General features: G+C 67.3%; 19 protein-coding genes. 4 read left to right on the top strand and 15 right to left on the bottom strand.

The window, feature by feature from the left end:
• Positions 1-2: 2 nt before the first annotated feature.
• The 3 genes from metF to P2T65_RS02105 all read right to left on the bottom strand — a co-directional run bounded on the left by metF (position 3) and on the right by P2T65_RS02105 (position 2,764).
• Positions 3-929, bottom strand: a complete 927-nt coding sequence (gene metF, locus P2T65_RS02115; RefSeq protein WP_055457478.1) for a methylenetetrahydrofolate reductase [NAD(P)H] — start codon at positions 927-929, stop codon at positions 3-5.
• The gene (locus P2T65_RS02110; protein WP_055457479.1) at positions 929-1,942 is read right to left on the bottom strand and encodes a metalloregulator ArsR/SmtB family transcription factor; all 1,014 of its coding nucleotides are present in this window, start codon (positions 1,940-1,942) and stop codon (positions 929-931) included. The genes metF and P2T65_RS02110 overlap by 1 nt, the downstream gene beginning before the upstream one ends.
• A 402-nt stretch (positions 1,943-2,344) precedes the next feature.
• Positions 2,345-2,764, bottom strand: a complete 420-nt coding sequence (locus P2T65_RS02105) for a 4-oxalocrotonate tautomerase family protein (RefSeq protein ID WP_055457480.1) — start codon at positions 2,762-2,764, stop codon at positions 2,345-2,347.
• 113 nt (positions 2,765-2,877) lie between these two features.
• Here P2T65_RS02105 and P2T65_RS02100 point away from each other — a divergent pair, with 113 nt between their 5' ends.
• Complete coding sequence (locus P2T65_RS02100) at positions 2,878-3,726, top strand: LysR family transcriptional regulator (protein WP_055457886.1); 849 nt, start codon at positions 2,878-2,880, stop codon at positions 3,724-3,726.
• A gap of 5 nt (positions 3,727-3,731) precedes the next feature.
• Here the strand turns inward: P2T65_RS02100 and P2T65_RS02095 are convergent, their stop codons facing one another.
• A complete protein-coding gene (locus tag P2T65_RS02095) occupies positions 3,732-4,451 on the bottom strand; it encodes a phenylalanine--tRNA ligase beta subunit-related protein (RefSeq protein ID WP_276199107.1) in 720 nt (239 codons plus the stop codon).
• Positions 4,452-4,542: 91 nt separating this feature from the next.
• Positions 4,543-6,009, bottom strand: coding sequence for an AMP nucleosidase (locus P2T65_RS02090; RefSeq protein WP_055457887.1), 1,467 nt, complete (start codon positions 6,007-6,009; stop codon positions 4,543-4,545).
• 384 nt (positions 6,010-6,393) lie between these two features.
• Here P2T65_RS02090 and P2T65_RS02085 point away from each other — a divergent pair, with 384 nt between their 5' ends.
• Together P2T65_RS02085 and P2T65_RS02080 are read left to right on the top strand one after the other, a co-directional pair.
• Positions 6,394-7,116, top strand: a complete 723-nt coding sequence (locus tag P2T65_RS02085; RefSeq protein ID WP_055457482.1) for an SGNH/GDSL hydrolase family protein — start codon at positions 6,394-6,396, stop codon at positions 7,114-7,116.
• 308 nt (positions 7,117-7,424) lie between these two features.
• On the top strand, positions 7,425-7,880 hold the full coding sequence (locus P2T65_RS02080) for an NUDIX hydrolase (RefSeq protein ID WP_055457483.1): 456 nt from the start codon (positions 7,425-7,427) through the stop codon (positions 7,878-7,880).
• Positions 7,881-7,892: 12 nt separating this feature from the next.
• On the opposite strand, the gene P2T65_RS02075 is transcribed toward P2T65_RS02080, so the two are convergent.
• Positions 7,893-9,146: a D-amino acid dehydrogenase gene (locus tag P2T65_RS02075; RefSeq protein ID WP_055457484.1), complete on the bottom strand. Its 1,254-nt coding sequence runs from the start codon at positions 9,144-9,146 to the stop codon at positions 7,893-7,895.
• 166 nt (positions 9,147-9,312) lie between these two features.
• On the opposite strand from P2T65_RS02075, the gene P2T65_RS02070 reads away from it, so the two are divergent.
• Positions 9,313-9,768: an Lrp/AsnC family transcriptional regulator gene (locus P2T65_RS02070; RefSeq protein ID WP_055457485.1), complete on the top strand. Its 456-nt coding sequence runs from the start codon at positions 9,313-9,315 to the stop codon at positions 9,766-9,768.
• An 11-nt stretch (positions 9,769-9,779) separates the two neighbouring features.
• Here the strand turns inward: P2T65_RS02070 and P2T65_RS02065 are convergent, their stop codons facing one another.
• The 9 genes from P2T65_RS02065 to P2T65_RS02025 all read right to left on the bottom strand — a co-directional run bounded on the left by P2T65_RS02065 (position 9,780) and on the right by P2T65_RS02025 (position 23,723).
• A complete protein-coding gene (locus P2T65_RS02065) occupies positions 9,780-10,811 on the bottom strand; it encodes a LuxR C-terminal-related transcriptional regulator (RefSeq protein ID WP_055457486.1) in 1,032 nt (343 codons plus the stop codon).
• Positions 10,812-11,124: 313 nt separating this feature from the next.
• A complete protein-coding gene (locus tag P2T65_RS02060) occupies positions 11,125-12,462 on the bottom strand; it encodes an HlyD family type I secretion periplasmic adaptor subunit (protein WP_071924033.1) in 1,338 nt (445 codons plus the stop codon).
• A 23-nt stretch (positions 12,463-12,485) separates the two neighbouring features.
• The gene (locus P2T65_RS02055; RefSeq protein ID WP_245280433.1) at positions 12,486-14,585 is read right to left on the bottom strand and encodes a type I secretion system permease/ATPase; all 2,100 of its coding nucleotides are present in this window, start codon (positions 14,583-14,585) and stop codon (positions 12,486-12,488) included.
• Positions 14,586-14,629: 44 nt separating this feature from the next.
• The gene (locus P2T65_RS02050; RefSeq protein ID WP_063189878.1) at positions 14,630-16,441 is read right to left on the bottom strand and encodes a hypothetical protein; all 1,812 of its coding nucleotides are present in this window, start codon (positions 16,439-16,441) and stop codon (positions 14,630-14,632) included.
• A gap of 87 nt (positions 16,442-16,528) precedes the next feature.
• Positions 16,529-17,860 carry a hypothetical protein gene (locus tag P2T65_RS02045; RefSeq protein ID WP_063189879.1) on the bottom strand — a complete coding sequence of 444 codons (1,332 nt, stop codon included), beginning with the start codon at positions 17,858-17,860 and terminating at the stop codon, positions 16,529-16,531.
• 351 nt (positions 17,861-18,211) lie between these two features.
• A complete protein-coding gene (locus P2T65_RS02040) occupies positions 18,212-18,841 on the bottom strand; it encodes a 2-dehydro-3-deoxy-6-phosphogalactonate aldolase (RefSeq protein WP_276199106.1) in 630 nt (209 codons plus the stop codon).
• 126 nt (positions 18,842-18,967) lie between these two features.
• Positions 18,968-20,137 (bottom strand): osmoprotectant NAGGN system M42 family peptidase, encoded by a 1,170-nt coding sequence (locus P2T65_RS02035; protein ID WP_276199105.1) that lies wholly within the window; start codon positions 20,135-20,137, stop codon positions 18,968-18,970.
• A complete protein-coding gene (ngg, locus tag P2T65_RS02030; protein ID WP_276199104.1) occupies positions 20,125-21,933 on the bottom strand; it encodes an N-acetylglutaminylglutamine synthetase in 1,809 nt (602 codons plus the stop codon). Before ngg ends, P2T65_RS02035 begins: the two co-directional genes overlap by 13 nt.
• A gap of 14 nt (positions 21,934-21,947) precedes the next feature.
• The gene (locus tag P2T65_RS02025; RefSeq protein ID WP_276199103.1) at positions 21,948-23,723 is read right to left on the bottom strand and encodes an N-acetylglutaminylglutamine amidotransferase; all 1,776 of its coding nucleotides are present in this window, start codon (positions 23,721-23,723) and stop codon (positions 21,948-21,950) included.
• Positions 23,724-23,780 lie beyond the last annotated feature (57 nt).

Here is a 23,780-nt window from a genome sequence, read left to right as displayed (position 1 = left end):
GGTTACGCCACCGCCGCGGCTGCCACGGGCTCGGCCACCGCCGTCCCGGCCCTGAGGCCGAGCAGGTGGCAGATGGCATAAACGAGGTCGGCGCGGTTCATCGTGTAGAAGTGCAGGTCCGTCACGCCGCGGTCGACGAGGTCAATGACCTGCTCGGCCGCGACCGCCGCCGCGATGAGGCGCCGCGTCTCCACGTCCTGGTCGAGGCCGTCGAAGCGACCCGCGAGCCAGGCCGGGATGCTCGCCCCCGCGCGTGCGGCGAAATTGGCCGCCTGCTTGAAGTTCTGGACCGGCAGGATGCCGGGCACGATGGGGATGTCGATGCCGCGCGCCCGCACCTTCTCGAGGTAACGGAAATAGACGTCGTTATCGAAGAAGAACTGGGTGATGGCCCGCGTCGCGCCCGCATCCACCTTGCGCTTGAGAAGCTCGATATCGGCGTCGATGGAGACGCTCTCCGGGTGCTTTTCCGGATAGGCCGAGACCGACACCTCGAAATCGGCGACGGCGCGGATGCCCGCAACGAGCTCGGGCGAGCCGTCATAACCTCCGGGATGGGGTGTGTAGACGGCGCCGATGCCCTCGGCCGGGTCGCCGCGCAGGGCCACGATGTGGCGCACGCCCGCCGCCCAATAGGCGCGTACGACGTCGTCAACCTCCGCGCGCGTCGCCGAGACGCAGGTGAGATGCGCGGCCGGCGCGAGCGGCGTCTCCTCGACGATACGCTTCACCGTGGCATGCGTGCGCTCGCGTGTCGAGCCGCCTGCTCCGTAGGTGACGGAGACGAAATGGGGCCCGAGCGGCGCCAGTCGTTCGATGGAGGCCCACAGCGTCGCCTCCATCTCCGCCGTCTTCGGCGGGAAGAACTCGAAGGAGACGCGCACCGGGCACGCGCCGCGACGGCTGGGGCGGAAGGGAGCGTGCGACATCAGGCCACCTCTTTCTCGGGTGCTTGCAAGGGCCAGTCAGTGACGACGCGCCTGTCGCGCGCCAGCCACAGGCAGACGGTGAGCTTGTCGGTGTCGCTGCGCGGCGGCTTCAATTCGCGCGTTGCCACGAGATCGAGCCCCGCTTCCGCGAACCACTGGGCGATCTGCTCATGGGCAAAGCCGAGGCGGCGGTGGGCGTGCTCAGCGCGCAGAAACTCGAGCTCGTGTGGCGCGAAATCGACCACGAGCAGGCGCCCGCCCGGCGCCAGTACCGCGGCCGCCTCGCGGATGGCCCGCGCCGGATCGTCGAGGTAGTGCAACACCTGGTGCACGAGCACGAGGTCGAAGGCGTTGCGCTCCACCGGCAGGGCGTAGATGTCGCCCTGGCGCAGCTCGATGCCGGAGAGCCCGGCCCGCTCGATATTGGCCCGGGCCACCGACAGCATGGCATGGTTGGCATCGACGGCGACCGCCCGGCGGGCGAGCGGCGCGACGAGCTGCAGCATGCGCCCGGTGCCGGTGCCGAGATCGAGGAAGGCGTTGAGCGGCTTCTCCCCGATGGCCTCGCGCACCGCTTCCTCCACCGCCTCTTCCGAGACGTGCAGCGAGCGGATGCGGTCCCAGTCCGCGGCAAGACGCGCGAAGAAGGCCTGCGCGCTCTCAGCACGCGCCTTGCGCACGGCGGCGAGCCGCGCCCGATCGGCAGCGAGTTGCTGGTCGTCGTGGTCGAGGCTCTCCAGAACCGCCCGGATCGCCGCCGCGGCCCCGTTCCGGTGATCGAGGCGAAAGAACGCCCAGGCGCCCTCGCGATGGCGCTCGACGAGCCCCGCCTCGGTGAGCAGCTTCAGATGCCGCGAGATGCGCGGCTGCGACTGGCCGAGGATGTCGGTGAGATCGGACACGTTGAGCTCGCCGTCCGCCAGCAGCGCCAGGATGCGCAGCCGCGTCTCCTCCGCCGCGGCCTTGAGCCCGGCGAGCAATGTCGTGAATGGCAGTGACAGCGGCTGGCGCATCGCTCTCGTCCGGCAGATATAAACATATGTTTATATGAACCTGAGAGAGATGCAAGAATGAACGTCTTCGGTGCAGACAAAACGCATACGGGCGGCAAGCAAGGGCGGCCGCGATCCTCCCCCGCGCTGAGGGTGGCGGCGCCGCGAAGCGGTGACGGAGGGGGCCGTACGGCTGAGATTGCGAACACCGTTCCCGGCCCTCACCCCCACCCGTCTCGGTCCTGCGGACCGATCCACCCTCCCACGGACCTCGGGCTTGCCCGAGGTCCGCACTTATGCGCAAGTCGGGAACACCCGACTTGCGGAGGGGAGGGATCAATAGCGCTCTTTCACGTGCGATAGCCCTTCCCTCCCAGGATACGGTCATCAGCCCGGTTGCGCTTCAACGCCATCCCGGCCTCATCACACCGGCACCGGCGCCTTCATCCTCGCCGCCATCGCCCGCTCGTCCTGGGTTCGGCCGCCGTAGCCATAGGCGAAGCCGCAGGCCTCCATCACGTGAATGTAGCTCTCCTCGTGCAGCGGCCCGAGCAGGCGGCCCATGGCAGCGAAGGTCGCGGCAATGAATTCGGTCATCTCCGCGCGCGTGTTCGTGCCCTCCGTGATGCGGATGGACAGCCAGAAGCTCGCAAGCCCGCTCTCGGCGAGCGCATGGCCGCCGCAGAACCAGTCCTCCGCCGCGATTTCCTCCACTACCACCGCCGTGACGGTGGGAGACTTGCCCAGAACGTCGGCCGCAAGCGCGCTCGCCGTCCCTGCAATCTCGCGCCGCGCGACGTGGCGCCCCGGCGCAGCGGCAAACTTCACCTCGATGATCGGCATGGCCTTGTCTCCTGAAATTTCGGATGCAGCAGGCTACTGCGGCGGCATTGATTGAAGAATCGCATCATTAGCGATATCAATGATTTCGATCTGAAATGAATTGCGAGATCACCATGGCGTCTCTCGACATCGATGCCGTCGAAGCCTTCGTGCTCACGGCCGATCTGCGCAGCTTCACCCGCGCTGCCGAAGTGCTGGGCACCACGCAATCGGTCGTGAGCCTGAAGCTGCGCCGGCTGGAGGAACGTCTCGGCCGCCGCCTGCTGGAACGCACGCCCCGACTCGTCCGCCTCTCACCCGACGGCGCGGCCTTCCTGCAGCCGGCGCGCGACCTGCTCGCCGCCCACGAACGCGCCCTCGCCTGCGAGGCACCGCAGGAGCGGCGCCTCGTGCTCGGCATCAGCGACCATGTCGCCGGGCCGGACCTACCCCGCCTCCTCGCCCGCCTCGGCGCGAGCGACCCGGCTCTGCGCATCGAGATCCGCTCAGGCTTCTCGCGGCCGCTGCTTGAGGCCTTCGATAAGGGAGAGCTCGATGCCGCGATCGTGCGGCGCGAGGCGGACCGGCGCGATGGCGAGGCGCTTTTCACCGACGATTTCGGCTGGTTCGCCGCCGGAAGCCTTGCGAGCAACGCGCCGGTGGAGCCCCTGCCGCTCGCCTCGCTGGCGCCGCCCTGCGGCGTGCGGGGGCATGCGCTGCGCCTGCTGGACGCGGGCGGGATCGCCTGGACCGAGGCCTTCGTCGGCAGCGGCATCGCCGCCGTCACCGCGGCCGTCGAGGCCGGCCTTGCCGTCGCGCCGCTCGCCCGCCGCATCGCGCCGCCGGGCGCCGTCGATATCGGGCCGAACTGGGGCCTGCCGGCCTTTCCCTCCTCGCCCGTCATCCTGCACAGCCGGTCTAGCGATTCCCGCACGCGCACGGCCCTGCGCACCCTCGCCGCGGCCTTTCGCGCGCGCCGTTGACGGGATCAGAGCATCACCACCGGCGTCGCATGGTCGGCGATGGCGACGCGGCAATGGCCGCCGCAATGGGCGGCGACGAGGGCGCCGAAATCCGCGACCGCCGCCTCGAGGTCACCGACGCCGTTCGCCTGGATGGTGGCGACGGCGCGCGTGGTGGTTGGACCGATGCCGGTGCGCGCATCCTGCCGCCAGTTCCAGCGCCGGCACAGCACGTGGCGGGCATCGGCATAGACCACCTCGCCTGGCTTCGGCGGATCTTCCGGATTCTCATCGGGGGCGGCTGCCGATCCTCCGCCGGCCATGTCGCGAAAGCTGTCGCCCTCCCGAGCGTAGCGGAAGGCGAGCGGCGGGGCGAGCTTGTCGCGGTCGTCCGCCCCGCAACAGAAGACATGGGTCAGCGATACCGCGTTGTAGAGGTCGACGAAGCTGTTGACGGCGGGCAGTCGTTCGCCGGCGATGACGCGCTTGACGAGCCGCTCGACCGACGAGCGGTAGCTCGTCTTCTTGATGCCGAAGCCCTTGTAGGCCTCGCGCCAGGCGGCAATGCCCGGCACCTGCGACAGTTCTAGATGACCCCAGCGCTCCCGGCACGCCGCCTCGCGCTCGGCGATGAGCGCATCGAGCGCCTGCGGGCGCGCATCGGTGATCGCAAGATCGTCGACCGCCGCCACCGCCACGCGGAATCTCGGAAAATCCGCTGTGATGTCGGCGATCGACAGTTGCACGGTAGGCCTCGCTGCTCGTCGGGGGCCGCGAGCTTGCACCAATGGCCACAGCCGAAGCCATGCCGGTGGCGCATCGCGGGTCTGCGTGGAATCAGCGGAAGGGGGGCTCGTCGAAGCTGCGCAGCTTGCGTGAATGCAGCTGCGCCCGCTGGCTGCGCAGGAGGTCAAGCGCCTTAAGGCCGATCTCGAGATGCTCCCCTACCGCCCGCTCGTAGAAGGCGTTGGCGGCGCCGGGCAGCTTGATCTCGCCGTGCAGCGGCTTGTCGGAGACGCAGAGCAGGGTGCCGTAGGGGACGCGCAGGCGATAGCCCTGGGCGGCGATGGTGCCGCTCTCCATGTCCACCGCGATGGCGCGCGAGAGATTGATGACGCGCCGCTCCTGCGACCAGCGCAGTTCCCAGTTGCGGTCGTCGTTGGTGAGGACGGTGCCGGTGCGCAGGCGCCGCTTCAGCGCCTCGCCCTTGTCGCCGGTCACGATGGCCGCCGCCTCCTGCAGGGCGACCTGCACCTCGGCGAGCGCCGGGATCGGCACATGCGTCGGCACCGCTTCGTCGAGGATGCGGTCCTGCCTGAGATAGGCGTGGGCGAGCACGTAGTCGCCGATCATCTGCGACTGGCGCAGGCCGCCGCAATGGCCAATCATCAGCCAGCAGTGCGGGCGCAGCACGGCCAGATGATCGGTGATGTTCTTGGCATTGGCCGGTCCGACGCCGATGTTGACGAGGGTCACGCCATGGCCGTCGCGCGCCACGAGATGATAGGCCGGCATCTGGAAGCGGTGCCAGGCGACGCCGGTGACGCGCGCGATGGCCTCGTCCTCCGCGAGCCCGCGCGGGATGACGACATTGCCCGGCAGCACCAGCCGTTCGTAGCGGTCGTCGTCGTTGAGCCGCGCCAGCGCCCAGCGGACGAACTGGTCGACGTAGCGATGGTAGTTGGTGAGCAGCACCCAGGGCTGGATGAGGCGCCAGTCGGTCCCCGTGTAGTGCACGAGCCGCCTGAGCGAGAAATCGACGCGCACGGCATCGAAGAGGGCGAGCGGGCGCGCCCTGCCCTCCTCGACATCCCACAGCCCGTCGGCGATCTCGTCGCCGACCGCTGCCAGCATGGGCGTCGGGAAGAAGCGCGCGAGTTCGGCCGCGCTCACGCCGTGTCCTGCGAGTTCGTCCCCCCGGTCGACGATGTAGGGATAGGGAATGTCGAGCCCGCTGACACCCACCTCCACCCGAGCGTCGAAATCCTGCATGAGAAGGCCGAGTTGCTCGACGAGATAGGGCCGGAAGGCCTCGGGCTGGGTCACCGTCGTCGAATAGACCCCCGGGCCCTGGAACTTGGCATAGGCGCGGGCCGAGACCGGCATGACGCCGTCCGGGCGATAGGTCACGCGCACTTCCGGGTAGCGGAAGGTAGCGCGCTCGGCCGGTGTCGGCGGCTTGTGCTCCTTCAGATAGCGTTCGAGCGCGCCGCGCAGGGACTGGCAGGCCGCCCCGTGCAGTGCTGCGAGCCGATCGACCGCTTCGCTAGCGCTCGCAACCTGCTCGAACCCGCCTGCCTTCATCACGTTCACGCGCCGTCTCCCTTGGCCCCGGTCCGCACCAGTACCGTGGCGCCTCCTCATCAAGGTGGCGCTTGCGCACCCGCTCGTCCAGCCGGGCGACCGGATTTGCCCGAACCGGGCATCTTTTGCCGAGCTCGCTGCCGTGCTATTTGAGAGCATATCTGTAGCGGCGCGTCGCGCCGAGGGGGGCGTATCATCTTGCACAATGTGTTGCGACTGACGTCGGCAGCAGTGCGTCGTGCGCCTGCCCGTCTGGGGTGTATCCTTCTGGCCGCAGCCGGGTTTCTCCTGTCGCCGGCCGCGCCGCGGGCGCAGGACGATGTCCGGATCCCGGCCCATGCAACGGCAGCGGATGCAGGCACGGCCTGCGCTGCCCATCAGCCGATGCTGAAGATCAACGACACGCTGGAGCGCACGGCCGAGCGCATCGCGACCGGAGCGCCACTCACCATCCTCGCCATCGGCTCCTCGACCACGGCCGGGGTCGGCGCCTCGGCTCCGGGCGCCGGCTACCCGCTGCAACTCGAACGGCTCGTCGAAGCCGCCCTGCCAGGCATCGAGGTGCGCATGCACGTCTCCGGCGTGGGCGGCGAGACAGCGGCGCAGACGCTCGTTCGCCTCGAGCAGCAGCTCGCCATCGTGCAGCCCGACCTCGTGCTCTGGCAGGTCGGAACCAATGACGCCCTGGCCGACGTGCCCGAAGATGCCTTCCGTCAGCTTGTCGAGCATGGCGTCGCAAGCGTTCTCGCCACCGGTGCCGACCTCGTCCTGATCGACCAGCAGTTCTATCCCACCATCTCGCGACCCGCGCGCTACGAACGCTTCGTGTCCATCGTCGACGACGTGGGCACCCGCATGAAGGCCTGCGTCTTCTCCCGTTACGGCCTCATGAAGACCTGGGCTCTGCAAGCGCCCGGCGGCCTTCGTCCGATGCTGGCGGCAGACGGCTTCCATATGAGCGACCGCGGCTACGCCTGCCTTGCCAGCAGCCTCGCCCGTGAGATCATGGACGCGGCCCGCAGGCCGCACGTCGCGGCGGATGTCCGCATCCGGCCGGCCCTTGCCCCCCAGATCCTCCTGACCGCCGGTGGTGCGAGCGGTCTCTGAAGCATCCCGGAGCACCTTCGGAAACAAGTCGGCGCTCGAATTGTTAGCCGGTTATGATATATTCGATTCGTTCGGTTTCCGTTTCGCTTCCGCAGCAAACTTGCGGCAGGCGCGAGCATAGCAGCCGTAGCCGACATGACAGTCCGCACAAAGGGGCGTATGACTGTCATGGCGCCGCTATAAGCGCTGCTTGCTCCCGCCGCTTCGATCGAGCAGCGCCCCTTCGCGAAGGGGCGGAGTTTTCGTTTTGCGGAGTGGCACAAGCCGGGCAGGCCCGGTAAGACCAGCGAGGTTCACGACAAGAAGCGATGTATCAGGAGCCCATGGGCAAGTCCCGCCGCAAGCAGTTCGGAGCCATCCCGGTGCGTTTCACGCCGGAGGGCCAGCTCGAGATCATGCTGATCACTTCGCGCCAGACGCGCCGCTGGATCGTGCCCAAGGGCTGGCCGATGAAGGGGCTCGACGGCCACGACACGGCGGCGCGCGAGGCGTTCGAGGAAGCGGGTGTGGCCGGCTCCATCGCAGCCCAACCGATCGGCTCCTATGTCTATGCCAAGCGCTTGAAGCGCAACGCCACCGTCGATTGCGAGGTCGAACTCTTCCCGCTGACGGTCGAGAAGGAGCGCCGCCGCTGGCCCGAGATGGATGAGCGCGAGCGGCGCTGGTTCTCCCCCGACGAGGCGGCCCGGCTCGTCGACGAGGAAGATCTCGCCATCATCATCGAGAGATTGCCCGATACCCTGGCTCCCGGCCGGTCCGGCTGACGCTGACCTCGCTCAGCCGTAGCGGCTCATGGCGAGGTCCGCCGTCTCGATATCGGCCTTGCGGCCACTGATGATGTCGGCGATGACGCGGCCGGAGCCGCATGCCATCGTCCAGCCGAGCGTGCCGTGGCCGGTGTTGAGGTAGAGATTGGACAGACGCGTTGGCCCGATCACCGGCGTGCCGTCCGGCGTCATCGGCCTCAGTCCGCACCAGAAGCTCGCCTTCGTCAGATCGCCGCCGTCCGGAAAAAGGTCGCCGACGGAGTGATCGAGCGTTGCGCGCCGGGCCGGCCGCAACGTCATGTCGTAGCCGCAGACCTCCGCTGTGCCGCCGACACGGATGCGATCGCCGAGCCGGGTGATCGCCACCTTGTAGGTCTCGTCCATCACCGTCGACACCGGCGCGGCTGCCTCGTCGATGATGGGCGCGGTGATGGAATAGCCCTTCACCGGATAGACCGGTATGGACAGGCCGAGCGGCCGCAGCAGCAGCGGCGAAAAGCTGCCCAGCGCCAGGACATAGGCATCGGCGGTGAGAAAACCCGCATCGGTCGATGCGCCGGCGAGCCGCCCGCCCTCCACCGACAGGGCCTTGATGTTGACGCCCTGGCGGAAGACCACGCCCATATCCGCGCACAGGGCCGCCAGCTTCTGCGTGAACAGGTGGCAATCGCCCGTCTCGTCGTCGGGCAGACGGAAGCCGCCGACGAACTTCTCGCGCACCCGCGCAAGGGCCGGCTCGGCCCGGATGCAGCCTTCGACGTCCAACACCTCATGCGGGACGCCTGACTCGGCAAGGATGGCCGCATCCTTGGCCGTCGCCTCCAACTGCGCCGCCTCGCGGAAGAGCTGCAAGGTACCGCGGCTGCGCTCGTCATAGGAGATGCCCGTCTCGGCGCGCAGAGCCCGCAATAGGTCGCGGCTGTATTCGGCGAGTCGCACCATGCGGGCTTTATTGACGGCATAGCGTGCGCTCGTGCAGTTGGCGAGCATCTGCGCCATCCAGATCCACATCGCGGGATCGAGCCGCGGCCGCACAACGAGTGGTCCGTGCTTCATCAGGAGCCACTTCACCGCCTTGACCGGCACGCCGGGCCCGGCCCACGGCGCGGAATAGCCGGGCGAGACCTCGCCGGCATTGGCATAGCTCGTCTCGAGCGCAGGCGCCGGCTGCCGGTCGACGACCGTGACCTCATGCCCAGCCTTGGCGAGGTAATACGCGCTGGCGACGCCGATCACGCCGCTGCCGAGAACGAGCACCTTCACGACATTCCTCCGCTCACGAGCCCAGCGCCGCCGCGTCATCCGCCGGGCGTTGCCTCAGGCGCAGGATACACGCAATGATCACCTCATTTCCTTGCATGATGTCGAATTATATGCGAATAATGGCCTGATTATTGCAAATTATATTGAGGTTTTCGGAGAAAATTGCATGCGCGAACTTGATGCGACAGACCTGCGCATCGTGCGTCTCCTGCGCCAGGACGGCCGGATGAGCAACGCCAAGCTCGCCGCAGAGGTGGGCCTCTCGCAGTCAGCCTGCCTGCGGCGGCTGCATCACCTCGAGGAATCCGGCATCATCCGCGGCTACACGGCGATCGTCGACGAGGGGCCACGCAGCGACGCGACCGTGGTCATCGTGCAGATATCGCTGGAGCGCCAGACCGAGGAATTCCTGCGCCGTTTCGAGGCCGCAGTGCGCCGCTGCCCCGAGGTGCAGGAATGCTACCTGATGACGGGCCTCGCCGACTATCATCTGCGCGTCTCGGCAAAGGACGCCACCGATTACGAGCGCATTCACACGGACGTTCTGTCCCGCCTTCCCGGTGTCGCGCGCATCCAGTCGGCCTTCGCCATCCGCAGCGTCGTCCGCGCCGCCCGCCTTTAAGAGACGACCGCCTACAGCACGCGGGCGAGCTTCCAGGCCAGTTCGACCTGGCTGGAGGTGCCGGTCTTCTTGAACAGGTTGTGCAGATGCACCCGCGCCGTATTGGCCGTGATGCCCATCATCGCGGCGATCTCGTTCAGCCGCAGGCCCGAGCAGAAGAGCTCGGCAAAGCGCGATTCCTTGTCCGATAGGGAGAACAGGCAGGCGAGTTCCTCGTGGTTGGCGCGCAGCCGGCTCTTCAGGTCGATGATGAAGACATAGGCCGTGCCCATGCCGGTGCCCTCGCCACGCCCGCATGGCGCGATCTTGAGTGCGAAGCGGCACTCTCCGTCGGCATTGGGAACGGCGATGACGCGCGAAGGAGGCGTGGCGCCCGCAAGTGCGGCCTTCGCCATCTCGCCGACAGCGGCGGTGAGCGTGCGATCCACCACTGAGCGCAGGGCCCTGAGGCGGCCGCCGCGACCTTCGATGCCGCAACCGGCGACGATCGCCGCCCGCGCCCGCTGGTTGGCGAACAGGATGAATCCCTCCTCGTCGACCACCACATAACCCCAGGGCACGCACCGGTCCACGACCGAGGCGCTCATGAACGCTCCTGGCGGGCGTGGCGGTGTCACCTCCTGCCGGAGGGTATCCGCGATTCCCTGAAGAAGCGTCCCGAAGGCGCGACGCTCCTGCTCGAGGACGATGAAATCTTGCTGCGCCGGCAACAGGACCGAGGCCAGCGCGAACGCGGTCGGATCGGGAGCGATGCGCATGGTTCCCGTCAGCAGGCGTCCGTCGAGGAAACGCTCGAGGACGACCAGCGGCCCGTCTGAAGGCGCGGCCAGGAGGGAGGATTCACGAACGCCGACATCGCTCGTCACCGGCTGCAGGAGGGTCTGGCAATGGCTTGCGATGGCGCTCGCCTCGCGTCCTGCCACATGCAGCGGTGCTGCTGTCCGGCTCACCGCGTTGAGCTGCGCGGCGATGCTGCTCCGCGCGCCGGCGAGGCGGCAAAAGACGCCAACCATGCTGGTGATGATCTCGCGCCCGCGCTTCATGCCGCTCGCGGCGGATGGCTGTGGCAGTGCAGCGATACCTTCTGGCGCCCGCGCCGATCTTCGCTGCACTGTTTCCCGCCCTCCTCTGGAAGTTTGGCTTGAATGCATCGACGCCCTCGTTCTTGGTGTTTACTGACGATCACCTTCAACAGGACAAAAGCATCCCCCCACCGGCCGGAGAAGGACGACCAGTATCATTAAAAATACATTAAACAGAAAATTTTCGCAATATTTTTGATGAAAATTTTGCCTAATGCGAAACATTCATGCACTCGCCGATACCTGCGCGTGCAGGCCGCGGACGCCTCTTCACCTAGCGCTCCCTGAAGGCTCTCGCGAAACTGTCGGTCAGCGGCCGCAGCAGGTAGGCGAAGAAAGTCCGTTCGCCGGTCTTGATGAAGACTTCTGCAGGCATGCCTGGTGTCGGCCGGAACTTCGGCAGCTCGGACGCGGCCGCCTTGTCAAGGGAGATCCGGGCGATATAGGCGCTGCTGTGGGTCGTGCTGCGCTGCTCGTCTGGCAGCGCATCGGCGGAGACATAAATGACCTCGCCGGGGATCATCGGGGTGACACGCTGGTTGAGTGCCGTGAGGCGTACCAGCGCCTCCTGGCCGCTGTGCAGGCTGTCGATGTCCTGCGGGCGCACGCGCGCCTCGATGATCAGTTCGTCATTGACGGGCAGAAGCTCGAGGATGTCCTTGCCGGGGGCCACGACGCCACCGGCGGTGTGGAACATGAGCTTGACGACGATGCCCTTGACCGGCGCCTCGATTGTCACACGCTCGCTGACCCCTTCGGCCATCCGCATCCGCTCGCGCACATCGTCGAGCTCGCTCTGTGTGTTCCGCAGTTGCTCGGTCGCCGACTGGATGAGCTGGGAGCGCACATGCGCAATCTTCTGCTCCTCGCGGCTGATGCGCTCGCGCGCATCGCTGATGCCGGCGGTCAGCTGACCGATCTGCCCCTCGAGGCCCGCTTGGGCACGTTCGAGCGCCAGCACGTCCGGCTTGCGGACATAGCCTTTCTTCAGGAGCTCGCGCTTGCCCTCGAGCTCCTGCGCCACGAGGCCGAGTTGCACCTGGACGGCGCGGAGCTGTGCGCGCCCGCCGTTGATGCTTTCGCGCAGGGCGGCGATGCCCTGCTCGAGGATGGCCACCTCGCTCGTCACCCGCTCCCGCCGTGCCTTGAACTCGATCTTCTGCCCGTCGATGATCGCAGCGACTTCCGGGTCCGTGGCCCGGGCCAGCAGTTGGGGCTCGAACCGGACGTCCCCGGCCCCCGCCACCTCCGCCTCGAGGCGTGCCTGGATCGCGAGCAGGCGGTCGTGCCGCAGGGTGAGGCGCCGCAGGTTGGCCTTGGCATCGGTATCATCGAGCAGCACCAGCGGTTGCCCGGCTTCGACGATATCGCCCTCGCGCACCATGATCTTCGAGATGATGCCGCCCTCGAGATGCTGGATGATCTTGTTCTGTCCGGTGGCGACAAAAGTGCCGGAGGCGACCACTGCCCCGTCGATGGGGGCAACGCTCGCCCAGACGCCGAAGCCGAAGACTCCGAACACCAGGATCATTGAACCGAGCAGGAGCGGCCAGCGGGTGGCACGCGGCACCTCCTCGCACCATTCCTCGCCGGTGATGACCGCATGCGGCATCGCTCCCTCCCGAATGTCCCGGCCTATGCCTGCGTCTGGGCAGCAACGCCCGGCGCTGTTGCCGGTGCCGCAGCGAGCGCCTCGTCCTGCGTCTGCGCCATCAGGCGCGGCAGGATCTGGTCACGCTCGCCGAAGGCCGCCACCTGGCCCTCGCGCAGGATCAGGATCTTGTTGACGCTCTGCAGAACGGCCGGCCGCTGCGTGACGAGCACGATCGTGATGCCCTGGTGCCGGGCGCGCGCCAGAGCTGCGGCGAGGGCGCGTTCACCCATCGTGTCAAGGTTGGCGTTGGGCTCGTCGAGGACAATGAGCCGCGGATCGCCAAAGAAGGCGCGCGCGAGCGCGATCTGCTGCTTCTGTCCGCCGGAGAGCGGGCTGCCGTCCACGGCGATCTCCGTCTCGTAGCCGTCCTGAAATCCGGAAATCATCTCGTGCACGCCGGCAAGTGCAGCCGCCTTGGCGATCTCTTCGTCGGTCGCATCCTCCCGCATGCGGGCGATGTTGGCCTTGATCGTGCCCGGAAAGAGCTCGATGTCCTGCGGCAGGTAGCCGATACTCTCGCCAAGCTGACGACGGTCCCAGTTGCGCAGGTCCATGAAGTCGAGGCGCACGCTGCCGGCCGTCGGCGCGATGCAACCGACGAGCATGCGCGCCAGGGTCGACTTGCCGCCGCCCGAGGGCCCGATGATGGCGAGCGAATCCCCCGCCTCGAGCGTGAAGGAGACGCCGTTGAGCACCGTGCGCCTCGTGCCGGGCGGGATGTAGAGCAGCTTGTCCGCCTGCACCCGCCCTTCCGGCTTCGGCAGCAGCATGCGCTCGGTGTCGTTCGCCGGTGCGTCGAGCAGCGAGCGGACGCGGCGGTAGGCGGACTTGGCTTGCACGAAGCCGCGCCAGCCGTCGATGGCGCCCTCGATCGGCGCCAGCGCGCGGCTGGCAATGAGCGAGGCGGCGATCATCATGCCACCGGTCACGCTGCCCCGCACGGCGAGATAGGCGCCCCAGCCGAGAATGCCGATCTGCGTCACGAGGCGCACGTAGCGCGACACGCTGGCCAGATAGATGTTGCGATCATTGGCGTGGATCTGAGCCTTCATGGAAGCGGCGTTCTCCCGCCCCCACAGCAGGATGGCCTCCTCAAGCATGCCCATCGCGCCGATGACCTGCGCGTTGCGCGCCTGGGCCGAGGCCTGGATGTTGGCGCGCATGGCGAAATTGCCGGCAACGCCATAGTCCTTCGCCGTCATGCGTTCGTTCAGCACGGCGATGCCGAACAGCACGACGCCCGCTCCCGTCGCGATGACGCCGAGCGCCGGATGGATCAGGAAAACCGCCAGGAAATAGAGCGGCGCCATGGGCGCGTCGAACAGCACGAGCATCACCGGCCCGTTGATGAAGGAGCGAACCTGCTGCAGGTCACGCAGGGCCTGGATGTCTCGTGTCGCCCCGACATCCGCGGAACGAAGGGCGGCGGACATCACGGGGGCGCCGAGCAGACTCTCGAGCTGCACGGCGATGCGTGTCAGGACGAAGCGTCGCAGGGCATCGAGCACGACGAGCAGGGTCAGCGCGCCGATGGCGATGATCGACAGCATGACAAGCGTATCGATGCTGCGACTCGTCAGGACACGGTCCGAGAGCTGGAAGAGATAGAGCGGCACCGTCAGCATCAGAAGGTTGATGACGACGGAAAAGGCACCGACCTGCAGGATGCCGCGGCGGCAGGCGTGCAGGCCATTGCGGATGACGTCGGCCCGCGGCTGATAGGCGCGCCGGCTCGTTGCCTTGCCCGTGCCTGCTCCGCCTCCGCTGGCGCCGCTACGGCGCAGCGGTGCGATGACCTCGTCCTGTGTCTGCTGCCGCCCGGCAAGATCGACCGGCGATGGAGCCTCCTGGGAAGTGGCGCCGGTCCCGCCGGGCCGCCGCTCGCCGCAGCGGGCTTCAGCACTGCCCTTGCCGGACGTTGCGGCGGATGGTGGGCGCTCCGCGGTGAAGGCCGGCGGCCAGGTGGCGCGCGGCAGCCGCGGCGGCTCCCTGCCGTTCGTCTGACGGCTATCGCCCGGCTCCCGCACACGGCCGGCCGCGGCTCCGGAGGCAGTCATTTCGTCACGCGTCGGATCTCGCATCTGCCGCCTCCCGGCCTTCGTCCTGATGCCGTGGCCATTGCTGGTCAGCCCGTCAGCGTGTGCAGGGCATCGCCGCTCGATGCCGCTGGCGCCTGAGCCAGGACTTCCGCCAGTTCGTCGTGGGCTATCTGTTCGACGGCGCCGGCGACCTGGGTCACAACGTTGGTGTCCCCGTCGAAGAGGACGTTCTGCTGCACGATGACGTTGAACTCTGTGTAGTTACCGGCCACGACCTGGGCGCCAAAACCGCCGTTGTCGTCGATGATGACGGCGTGGTTGACGGTTGTGTTGCCGCCGGATCCCGCGAACTGGTCGAAATCGAAGGCGCCGAAGCCATCGCCCGAGAGGTTGTGCGCGCCGGTTGCCGTGGCATCGACGACATTGCTGTCGCTGTCGTCTATAATATTCACCTGCACGATCAGATTGATGTCGTGGTAGTCGCCGTCGACGAAGAGCACGTTGATCGGTTTGCCGTCGGCATCGACGAGTTGCATGACATAGGCGCCACCGGCGAACGGATTGGCCAGGAAGTCGAGCCAAGCCGCCGCGTCCCCGCACGCACCCTCTGCCTCCTGAAAGCCGAACATCGCCATGTTGATCTGGACGTTGCCGCCGCTCTGGGCGAACTGGCCGGAGATGGCGGCCGCGATTCCTTCGGGGCCAAGCAGGGCGATGAGGGCGTTGATATCGCCGTCGAACAGGATCGACGACTGGACGGCGATGAAATGCTCGCTGTAGAGCCCGCCGATCAGTTGCACGCCGCCGCCGCTGTTGGTGTCGATGATGGCGGCATCGTTGACCTGCAGGTTGCCACCGCTTGCCAGCACCTGCTGAGAGGACTGGCCCTCGCCAACGACCCCCTGCACGAAGGCCTGGTTGAGGTCGCGGTCGATGATCAGGTTGAACTGCAGGATGATGTTGTATTCGTAGTAATGGCCGCTGACGACGATGAGGTCATAGCCGTCGCTGCCGGAGACCAGCACGGCCTCGTTGCTCAGACTGTTGCCCCCGCTTGTCGTCTGCTGGGTCACCGAGCCCACACTGTCGGGCCCTGCCTCGGTCATGGACAGACGCGCCGCCTGCACGTTGAGGTCGCGGTCGGTCAGGCCGTTGATCTGCATGACAGCCGTCTGCGACAGCGCACCGCCCAGATGGCTGTCTACGGAGAAGCCGTGCAGCAGCTGCTGACTGCCCAGGCTATCGAACAAATGCTCTATCGGACCGGCGGTGTAAGGCGTCGACACGTTGCCGTTCGCTGCATTGTCGGCCGTGCCGGGCACGTCGATGACGACTTCGTTGATCTGGACGTTCTGGCCGCTTGCCACCGCCTGCCCCGCCTCCGCATCGGCAAGGTCGGGCAGGTCGGGCCGGGTGGCCAGGGGGGCGGGGTCGGCGTCGTCCACGGCCTCCATCGGGTCGGCGGGGCCGACAGTCCCGGACACCTTGTGTGGCGCGCCCGACGCCGTCGACAGCGCCAGCGACCCGGCGCCGTGCATCGGAGCGGCCGTTCCGCCGAAACCGGCATCATCGAGGTTGCCGGCCTGCGCTCCGGGATGCGTCGCGAGGCTGCCAGCCCCGACATGCGCATCGAGCCAGGAGCGGGGCAGGTCGACCGCGCCGGCGAGCAGATGAAGTCCACCCAGGAACGCAGGCTCGACCGGAAGGCTGCTCACCCTCGCGCCATCGATCTCGCCGATGCGGGCGGCGAAGACGGGGTCGGGGCCGAGTTGCACCACCTCCGGCTCCTCGCCGTCGGTGCGTACATAGGCGAGGGAGACGCTCGGCCGTTCCCCCTCATGCACGACAGGCACCCGAAGATAGTTCCACAGCAACTCGGTAATGCGATCGACCGGCATGGTCCCGTCCCCTCCGCTGGCGCCGGCAGTGCGGGCCCGGCTGGCCTGCCGGGTCCGCACCCCGTCCGCATCCGTCGGTTCGTCGGGCTATGCGTCGTCGATGGCGCTCGTGTTGCTCTGGCCGTTGCCGCCGCTGACGATATCCTGGTCAAAGCCGGCGAAGTTGAAGGCGAACGCCTGGGAGACGCTGGCAGCGTTGGTATTGCTGTCGTTGTCCATGAGGTAATTGGCCTGGCTGACGCTGTAACTGTCGTTGCTGTTGCCAAAGCCGCCAAAACCGCTGTCACCGATCCACGACGTATTGCTCTGGCCGTTGCCGCCGCTCGTGATGCTCTGGTCGATCGCGGCGACATTGCCGAAGCCGAGTTGTGCCACCACCCCGACATTCGTGTTGATGTCGTTGTCGAACATGATGTTCTGCTGGCCGACATCGAACTCGTCATTGTTGCTGCCGGCGCCGAAGCCGAGGCCAAAGTCGCTGATGTTGGAGGTGTTCGACTGTCCGTTGCCGCCGCTTACGATGCTCTGCCCCACGCCTGCGACATTCCCGAACCCGGCCTGCTGGATGGTGGTCAGGTTCATGTTCTGGTCGTTGTCGTAGAGACCGTTGAACTGGCTCACCTCATAGTGGTCATTGTCGCTGAAGGCCCCGAGACCGAGGCTGAAGTCGGAGATGTTGGAGGTGTTGGACTGGCCGTTGCCGCCACTGTCGATGCTTTGCCCCACTCCGGCGATGTTGAGGCCGCCGAACTGCGCGATACCGGCGCCGTTGGCGTTGGCGTCGTTGTCGTACATGTTGTTGGTCTGGCCGGTCCAGTAGCTGTCGTTGCCGTTGCCGAGGCCAAACGAGAAGCCCGTGTCGCCGATCCAGGTGCTGTTGCTCTGTCCGTTGCCGCCGCTCGTGATGCTCTGATCGACGCCTGCGAAATTCAGCCCGCCGATCTGCGTAATGTTGCCGACCTGCATGTTCTGGTCGTTATCGGCCATGCCATTGTACTGGTCCACCCGGTATTCGTCGTTGTTGTTGAACCAGCCGCCGGCGAAGCCGCTGTCCTGAATGGCGGACGTGTTGGACTGTCCGTTGCCGCCACTCGTCGTCTGTTGCGCCAGGCCGCCGAAGTTGAACAGCCCGGCTTGGTTGAGCGTGCCGACATTGGCGTTGGCGTCACTGTCGAGCATCTCGTTGTCCTGGTCGACGGAATAATAGTCATTTCCGTTGAACCAGCCGCCAGCGCCGCCGGCATCCGTGATCCAGGACGTGTTGCTCTGGCCGTTGCCGCCGCTGCTGATGCCCTGCACGGCACCGCCGAAATTGAAGAGGCCGACTTGGTTCGCCGTGCCGACATTCATGTTGAAGTCGGAATCGTTCAAGCCATTATTCTGGTCGACTTCGTAGGTGTCATTGTCGTTCAGGGGCATATCGTCTCTCCCTCGCAGAATAGAAACGCAGCACTTTTCTCTATGAATACGAGACAGGTTCGATTACACAGCGTCGACGAATGGCACCGAGGTTGTCGAAGCCCGAAGGTTTCAACCAAGCCATTGTGTCGCTTCTTCTTGACCCCGCGAGTATGTCATTCCGGGAGAGGAGGAGAAGCCTATCAACTAATGCGTTTCGATTAGCGCAGATGAAAGAAGCCCAATCGAGAGTTCACCGGCGCGGGTGCGAGAATGCGTTCCTCGAACGTCCGAGGCGGCACGACGTCCGCCCCTCCCGCAGGGAACGGCAGGCCGAGCGACAGAGCGGAAGTTGCTGATGGATCGCCGCTATCAGGCGCCGAAGGCCACCGCGCCCGCGGCCACGAAGCGTTCGCCCGCGCGGGCGATCTGCTCAAGCGTCATGCCCGGCTTGTAAAGGGCCGAGCCGATGCCGAAGCCGTCGGCGCCGGCCCGCGCGAATTCGGCCATGTTCTCCGGCGAGATGCCCCCGACGGGCAAGATCTTCAGATCCCGCGGCAGGACCGAGCGCAGCGCCTTGACCCCCGCCATGCCGACGACTTCCGCCGGGAATATCTTCACCGCCTCGGCGCCGGCCCGGCGTGCCGCAAAGATCTCCGACGGGGTCATGCAGCCCGGGAGCACGTCGAGCCCGCGCCCGAGCGCCATCGTCACCACCGCCTCGTCGAAATGGGGGCTGACGACGATGCGCCCGCCCGCGTCGGCCACCGCCTTCACCTCCGCAGTCGTCGTCACCGTACCGGCGCCGATCAGTACGCGCTCGCCGAAGGCCTGCGCGAGGCGCGCAATGCTGTCGAGGGGCTGAGGCGAGTTGAGAGGAACCTCGACGATGGAAAAGCCCGCATCGACCAGCACCTGGCCGACGGCAACGGCCTCGTCCGGCGCCACCCCGCGCAGGATGGCGATAAGCGGGCGGTTTGCCAGAGCTTCGACGAGACGCATCGCTTCCTCCCAGGGCCGGCTGCGGGGTCCGCCGCCTCATGCCGCTCCGTTTAGCGCAGACCGGCGCCGCGAGCCATGCCGATCAAGCTGATCATGCCGGCTCGCCATGCGCTGACATTTGCGCTTTCACGGATCTCCGGCCGGATCGGGCGCGTCGACGAGCCCGGGCTGCTGCTCGGCCTCATCCATGGGCTGGCGGGTGAAGCCGCGCACCGTCGGGCTCGTCTCCTCGGCATCGCGACGGATTTCGACCGGGCTCAGCACATAGGCCGTCAGCAGCTCGGCGATGGAGCGCAGCGCGTGCATGTGGATGCGCTCGTAGCCGTGCGAGGCGTCGATGCCGAAGGTGATGAGGGCTGCGCGCACATCATGCCCCGCGACCACCGCCGAGGCGGAATCCGACCTGTAAAAGCGGAAGATGTCCTTCTGATAGCGGATGTCGTTGTCACGGCACAGACGCACCAGCTTCTGCGTCAGGTGGAAGTCGAACGGCCCCGTCTGGTCCGCCATGGCGATGGTAACGCCGAACTCGTCCGAGTTCTGCCCCGGCCCCGTCGTCCCGTTGTCGATGGCGACGATCGATGCAACGTCGTTGGCGAGCGCCGCCGAGGCACCGACCCCTGTCTCCTCCGCGATGGTGAAGACGAAGTGCGTATCCACTTCCGGCTGCGCGCCTTCGGCCTTGAGGGCCTTGAGCGCAGCCAGAAGGATGGCGACGCCTCCCTTGTCGTCGAGGTGGCGCGAGACGATGAAGCCGTTGTGCAGGAACTCCGGCTGTGGGTCGATGGCGACCGTGTCGCCGACGTCGATGCCGAGATGGACAAGGTCGCGCGGGCTGCGGGCCAGCGCGTCGACGCGCAGTTCCACGTAGGGCCAGCCGGTGGGCTGGCTGTCGACCTCGTCGTTGAAGATATGGCCCGAGGCCTTGAGCGGCAGGATGGTGCCGCGATAGGCGCCCTTCTCGGCGAAGATCGTCGCGCGCGCGCCCTCGGCGAAACGGGCCGACCAGGTGCCGATCGGCACGAGCTCGAGCCGGCCGTTCTCCTTCAGCCGTTTCACCTGTGCGCCGAGCGTGTCGACATGGGCGATGAGGGCCCGCGCCGGCTTGCTCTCCCGTCCCGGCAGGACGGCGCGGATGGCACCGCGGCGCGTCAGCTCGTAGGACAGGCCGAGCCGTTCGATCTCGAGGCAGACCTCGCGCACGATCGTATCGGTGTAGCCCGTCGGGCTCGGGATGTTCAGGAGCCGTGCCAGCACGGCGGCGAGATAGGCCGTGTCGATGGTCAGGCGCTGCATCGGTCCCGCCCCTCGAGAAGCGCCGCCTGCCGCACCGCCGTCGGCACCGAGAGCGGGAACAGCAGGTCGACGAAACGTTCGGCCGTGGGCTGCGGCTCGTGGTTGGCGAGGCCGGGCCGCTCGTTCGCCTCGATGAAGGCATAGTCGGGCTCGCGCGGCGAGCGCACCATGAGGTCGATGCCGACGACGGGGATCTCGATGGCCCGCGCCGCCGCCACCGCCGCCGCAACGAGGCGCGGATGCACCTCGCCGGTCACGTCGTGGATGGTGCCGCCGGTGTGCAGGTTCGCGGTGCGCCGCACGGCGATCTCCTCGCCCTGGTCAGCGACATCGTCGAGACCGTAGCCGGCCGCCGCCACGCAGCGCTCCGTCTCGGCATCGAGCGGGATGGTGGATTCCCCGCCCGTCGCCGCCGCCCGCCGGCGGCTCTGGCGCTCGATCAACTCGCGGATGGTGGCGCGCCCGTCTCCCACGATCCGCGCCGGCCGCCGCACGGCGGCGGCGACGAGACGATAGTCGATGACGACGAGACGCAGGTCCTCGCCCGCGACGCGCTGCTCCACGAGCACGCGGTCGCAGTAGAGCTTGGCCGTCGCGATGGCCTCTTCGAGATGCTCCATCGTCGCCACACCGACGGCGATGCCCCGGCCCTGCTCGCCGCGCGCCGGCTTGACGACCAGCGAGCCATGCTCGGCGAGGAAGGCCTCCAGCGCCTCCCGGCCGTCGGCCTCGATCTGCGCCGGAACGGTGAGCCCCGCCCGCTCGACGACCCGGCGGGTAACGGCCTTGTCGTCGCAGATGGACATGGCGACGCCGGTCGTCAGCTCGGACAGGCTCTCGCGGCAATGCACCGTGCGCCCGCCGTAGGAGAGGCGGAAGAAGCCGCCCGGCGCATCCGTCACCTGCACGTCGATGCCGCGGCGGCGCGCCTCGTCGACGATGATGCGGGCGTAGGGGTTGAGCTCCGCCTCGGGCCCGGGGCCGACGAACAGCCGCTCGTTGATCTGGTTCTTGCGCTTCAGGGTGAAGAGCGGCACGCGATAGAAGCCAAGCTTCTCGTAGAGCGCGATGGCCTGCTCGTTGTCGTGCAGCACGGACAAGTCGGTGAAGGCGGCGCCGCGCGCCTTGAAATATTCGACGATGTGGCGCACCAGCGCCTCGCCGATGCCGGGCCGAGTCGCCTGGGGATCGACCGCGAGGCACCAGAGCGAGGAGCCGCGGGCCGGATCGCCGAAGGCCCGGCCGTGGTCGACGCCCATCACCGTGCCGATGACGTTGCCCGTAAGTTCGTCCTCGACGACGAAGCAGGTCACAGCACGGCTGTCGCGCTGCGACCAGAAGAAGTCGGGCCGCACGGGCACCATGCCGCGCGTCGCGTAAATGCGGTTGACCGCATCGGCATCGCCGGCTGAGGCGAGGCGCCGGATGAAGAAGCCGGCCGGGCGCCGGCGGGCCGTCTTGTAGGTCGCGAGGTCGAGCCGGTAGGTGTGCGAGGGATCGAGGAACATCTCCTGCGGCGCGAGCGACAGCACCACGTGCGGGTCGCGCACGTAGACGGCGATGTCGCGCCGCTCCGGCGCCTCGGCGCGCATCGTCTCGACGAGCGCCTCGGCGCTCTCGAAGGTCTGGCCGAAGAGGAGGCGCCCCCAGCCGCAGTCGACCGCGGCCCCTGTCTTCGTCTGTTGCGTATCGCTCTCGCGCCCCTCGCCGAAGGGCGGCACCATGGCCTGGTTGCGCATGCGCTCGAGGCGGTGGGCATAGGCGCCGCGCCCGCGCCGCGATGTCGAACCCGTCATGCCTGTCTCCCCGGTCAAAGCCCGTGCGTCTGCAGCCACATCTCGAGCAGGGCGACCTGCCACAGCTCGGAGCCCCGAAGGGGCGTGATGGCGCTCTTGGGGTCGGCGAACAGCCGCTCGAGATAGCGCTGGTCGAACAGGCCGCGCTCGCGCGCCTTCTGCGAGGTCAGCGCCGACTCGACCATCTCGAGCGTCGACCCTTCGATGTATTTGAGGGCCGGCACCGGAAAATAGCCCTTCTTGCGGTCGATGACCTCGTGCGGGATGACCTGCCGCGCCGCCTCCTTGAGGACGCCCTTGCCGCCCTGGCTGAGCTTGTGCTCGGACGGGATGCGCGCGGCGAGTTCCGCCAGCTCGTAGTCGAGGAAGGGCACCCGCGCCTCGAGACCCCACGCCATCGTCATGTTGTCGACGCGCTTCACCGGATCGTCCACCAGCATCACGGTGGAATCGAGCCTCAGCGCCTTGTCGACGGGATCGTCCGCGCCGGGCATGGCGAAGTGCTCTTCGACGAAAGCGCGTGCCTCGTCCCGCGTCAGGTGCCACTCGGGATTGAGATGCGTGCCGAGCCGCCCGTTGTCCCGGTCGAAGAAATGGCGGGCATAGTCGTCGACCGGCGCGTTGGAGCTGGCGAGCGGTGGATACCAGTGATAGCCGCCGAAGATCTCGTCCGCCCCCTGCCCCGACTGCACCACCTTGATGTGCTTCGCCACTTCCTGCGACAGGAGGAAGAAGCCGACATTGTCGTAGGACACCATCGGCTCGGACATGGCCTCGATGGTCGCCGGCAGCGCCTCCAGCATGCGCGTTGAGGGGATGAAGATCTTGTGGTGGTCGGTGTCGTAGTGCCGGGCGATGAGATCCGAATAGACGAACTCGTCGCCCTTCTCCCCGTTCGCCTCCTCGAAGCCGATGGAGAAGGTCATCAGCCCCTTCTGCCCCTCCTCGGCCAGAAGGCCGACGATGACGCTGGAATCGACGCCGCCCGAGAGCAGCACGCCTACCGGCACGTCTGCCACCATGCGCCGCCTCACGGCCTGCCGCAGGGAGGCGAGCACCATGTCGCGCCACTCCTCGGCCGAGCGCGCGACGTCCGCGGGCGTCCGCGTGAAATCGAGGCGCCAGAACTGCGTATCCTTCTGCGTGCCGTCCGGCTCGATCACCCGCACGGTCGCGGGCGGCAGCTTGCGCACGCCGTTGAGCATCGTGCGCGGCGCCGGCACCACGGCGTGGAACGTCATGTAATGCTGCAGCGCCACTCGGTCGATCGTCACGTCCACCTTGCCCGTCGCCACCAGCGCCGGCAGCGAGGAGGCGAACATCAGCGCGCCGTCCGCCTCGGCGAGATAGAGCGGCTTGATGCCGAAGCGATCGCGGGCCAGGACGACACGGCCGCTGTCGCGCTCGTGGATGGCGAAGGCGAACATGCCGTTGAAGCGCTTGACGCAATCGATGCCCCAGGCGTGATAGGCCTTGAGGATCACCTCGGTGTCGCCGTGCGAGAAGAAGCGGTAGCCGAGGCCGGCGAGTTCCTCGCGCAGTTCGGGGTAGTTGTAGATGCAGCCGTTGAAGGCAATCGTCAGGCCGAGGTCGGCGTCGACCATCGGCTGTTCGGCCTTGTTGGTGAGATCGATGATCTTGAGGCGCCGGTGGCCGAAGCCGACCGGGCCGCGCGCCACGACGCCGCCGGAATCGGGTCCGCGCGGTGTCATCACCCCCGTCATCCGCTCCAGCATGGCGATGTCCGCAGAGCGTCCGTCGAACCTCAGCTCACCACAAATTCCGCACATCGATCCGTCGATCTCCCCGATGACCGGCGCTTCAGGCCGGCGCCTCACGATAGATAA

This window comes from Chelatococcus sp. XZ-Ab1 (genome assembly GCF_029309855.1).
In the GTDB taxonomy this organism is placed as follows: domain Bacteria; phylum Pseudomonadota; class Alphaproteobacteria; order Rhizobiales; family Beijerinckiaceae; genus Chelatococcus_A; species Chelatococcus_A sambhunathii.
Note: the sequence above shows the minus strand (reverse complement) of the source record. Positions and strands in the feature narration are given on the sequence as shown.

Coding starts and splice junctions, on each gene's coding strand:
- metF (WP_055457478.1), bottom strand. CDS start 929: ATGTCGCACGCTCCCTTCCGCCCCAGCCGTCGCGGCGCGTGCCCGGTG.
- P2T65_RS02110 (WP_055457479.1), bottom strand. CDS start 1,942: ATGCGCCAGCCGCTGTCACTGCCATTCACGACATTGCTCGCCGGGCTC.
- P2T65_RS02105 (WP_055457480.1), bottom strand. CDS start 2,764: ATGCCGATCATCGAGGTGAAGTTTGCCGCTGCGCCGGGGCGCCACGTC.
- P2T65_RS02100 (WP_055457886.1), top strand. CDS start 2,878: ATGGCGTCTCTCGACATCGATGCCGTCGAAGCCTTCGTGCTCACGGCC.
- P2T65_RS02090 (WP_055457887.1), bottom strand. CDS start 6,009: ATGAAGGCAGGCGGGTTCGAGCAGGTTGCGAGCGCTAGCGAAGCGGTC.
- P2T65_RS02085 (WP_055457482.1), top strand. CDS start 6,394: ATGCTGAAGATCAACGACACGCTGGAGCGCACGGCCGAGCGCATCGCG.
- P2T65_RS02080 (WP_055457483.1), top strand. CDS start 7,425: ATGTATCAGGAGCCCATGGGCAAGTCCCGCCGCAAGCAGTTCGGAGCC.
- P2T65_RS02070 (WP_055457485.1), top strand. CDS start 9,313: ATGCGCGAACTTGATGCGACAGACCTGCGCATCGTGCGTCTCCTGCGC.
- P2T65_RS02065 (WP_055457486.1), bottom strand. CDS start 10,811: ATGAAGCGCGGGCGCGAGATCATCACCAGCATGGTTGGCGTCTTTTGC.
- P2T65_RS02060 (WP_071924033.1), bottom strand. CDS start 12,462: ATGCCGCATGCGGTCATCACCGGCGAGGAATGGTGCGAGGAGGTGCCG.
- P2T65_RS02055 (WP_245280433.1), bottom strand. CDS start 14,585: ATGCGAGATCCGACGCGTGACGAAATGACTGCCTCCGGAGCCGCGGCC.
- P2T65_RS02050 (WP_063189878.1), bottom strand. CDS start 16,441: ATGCCGGTCGATCGCATTACCGAGTTGCTGTGGAACTATCTTCGGGTG.
- P2T65_RS02045 (WP_063189879.1), bottom strand. CDS start 17,860: ATGCCCCTGAACGACAATGACACCTACGAAGTCGACCAGAATAATGGC.
- P2T65_RS02040 (WP_276199106.1), bottom strand. CDS start 18,841: ATGCGTCTCGTCGAAGCTCTGGCAAACCGCCCGCTTATCGCCATCCTG.
- P2T65_RS02035 (WP_276199105.1), bottom strand. CDS start 20,137: ATGCAGCGCCTGACCATCGACACGGCCTATCTCGCCGCCGTGCTGGCA.
- ngg (WP_276199104.1), bottom strand. CDS start 21,933: ATGACGGGTTCGACATCGCGGCGCGGGCGCGGCGCCTATGCCCACCGC.
- P2T65_RS02025 (WP_276199103.1), bottom strand. CDS start 23,723: ATGTGCGGAATTTGTGGTGAGCTGAGGTTCGACGGACGCTCTGCGGAC.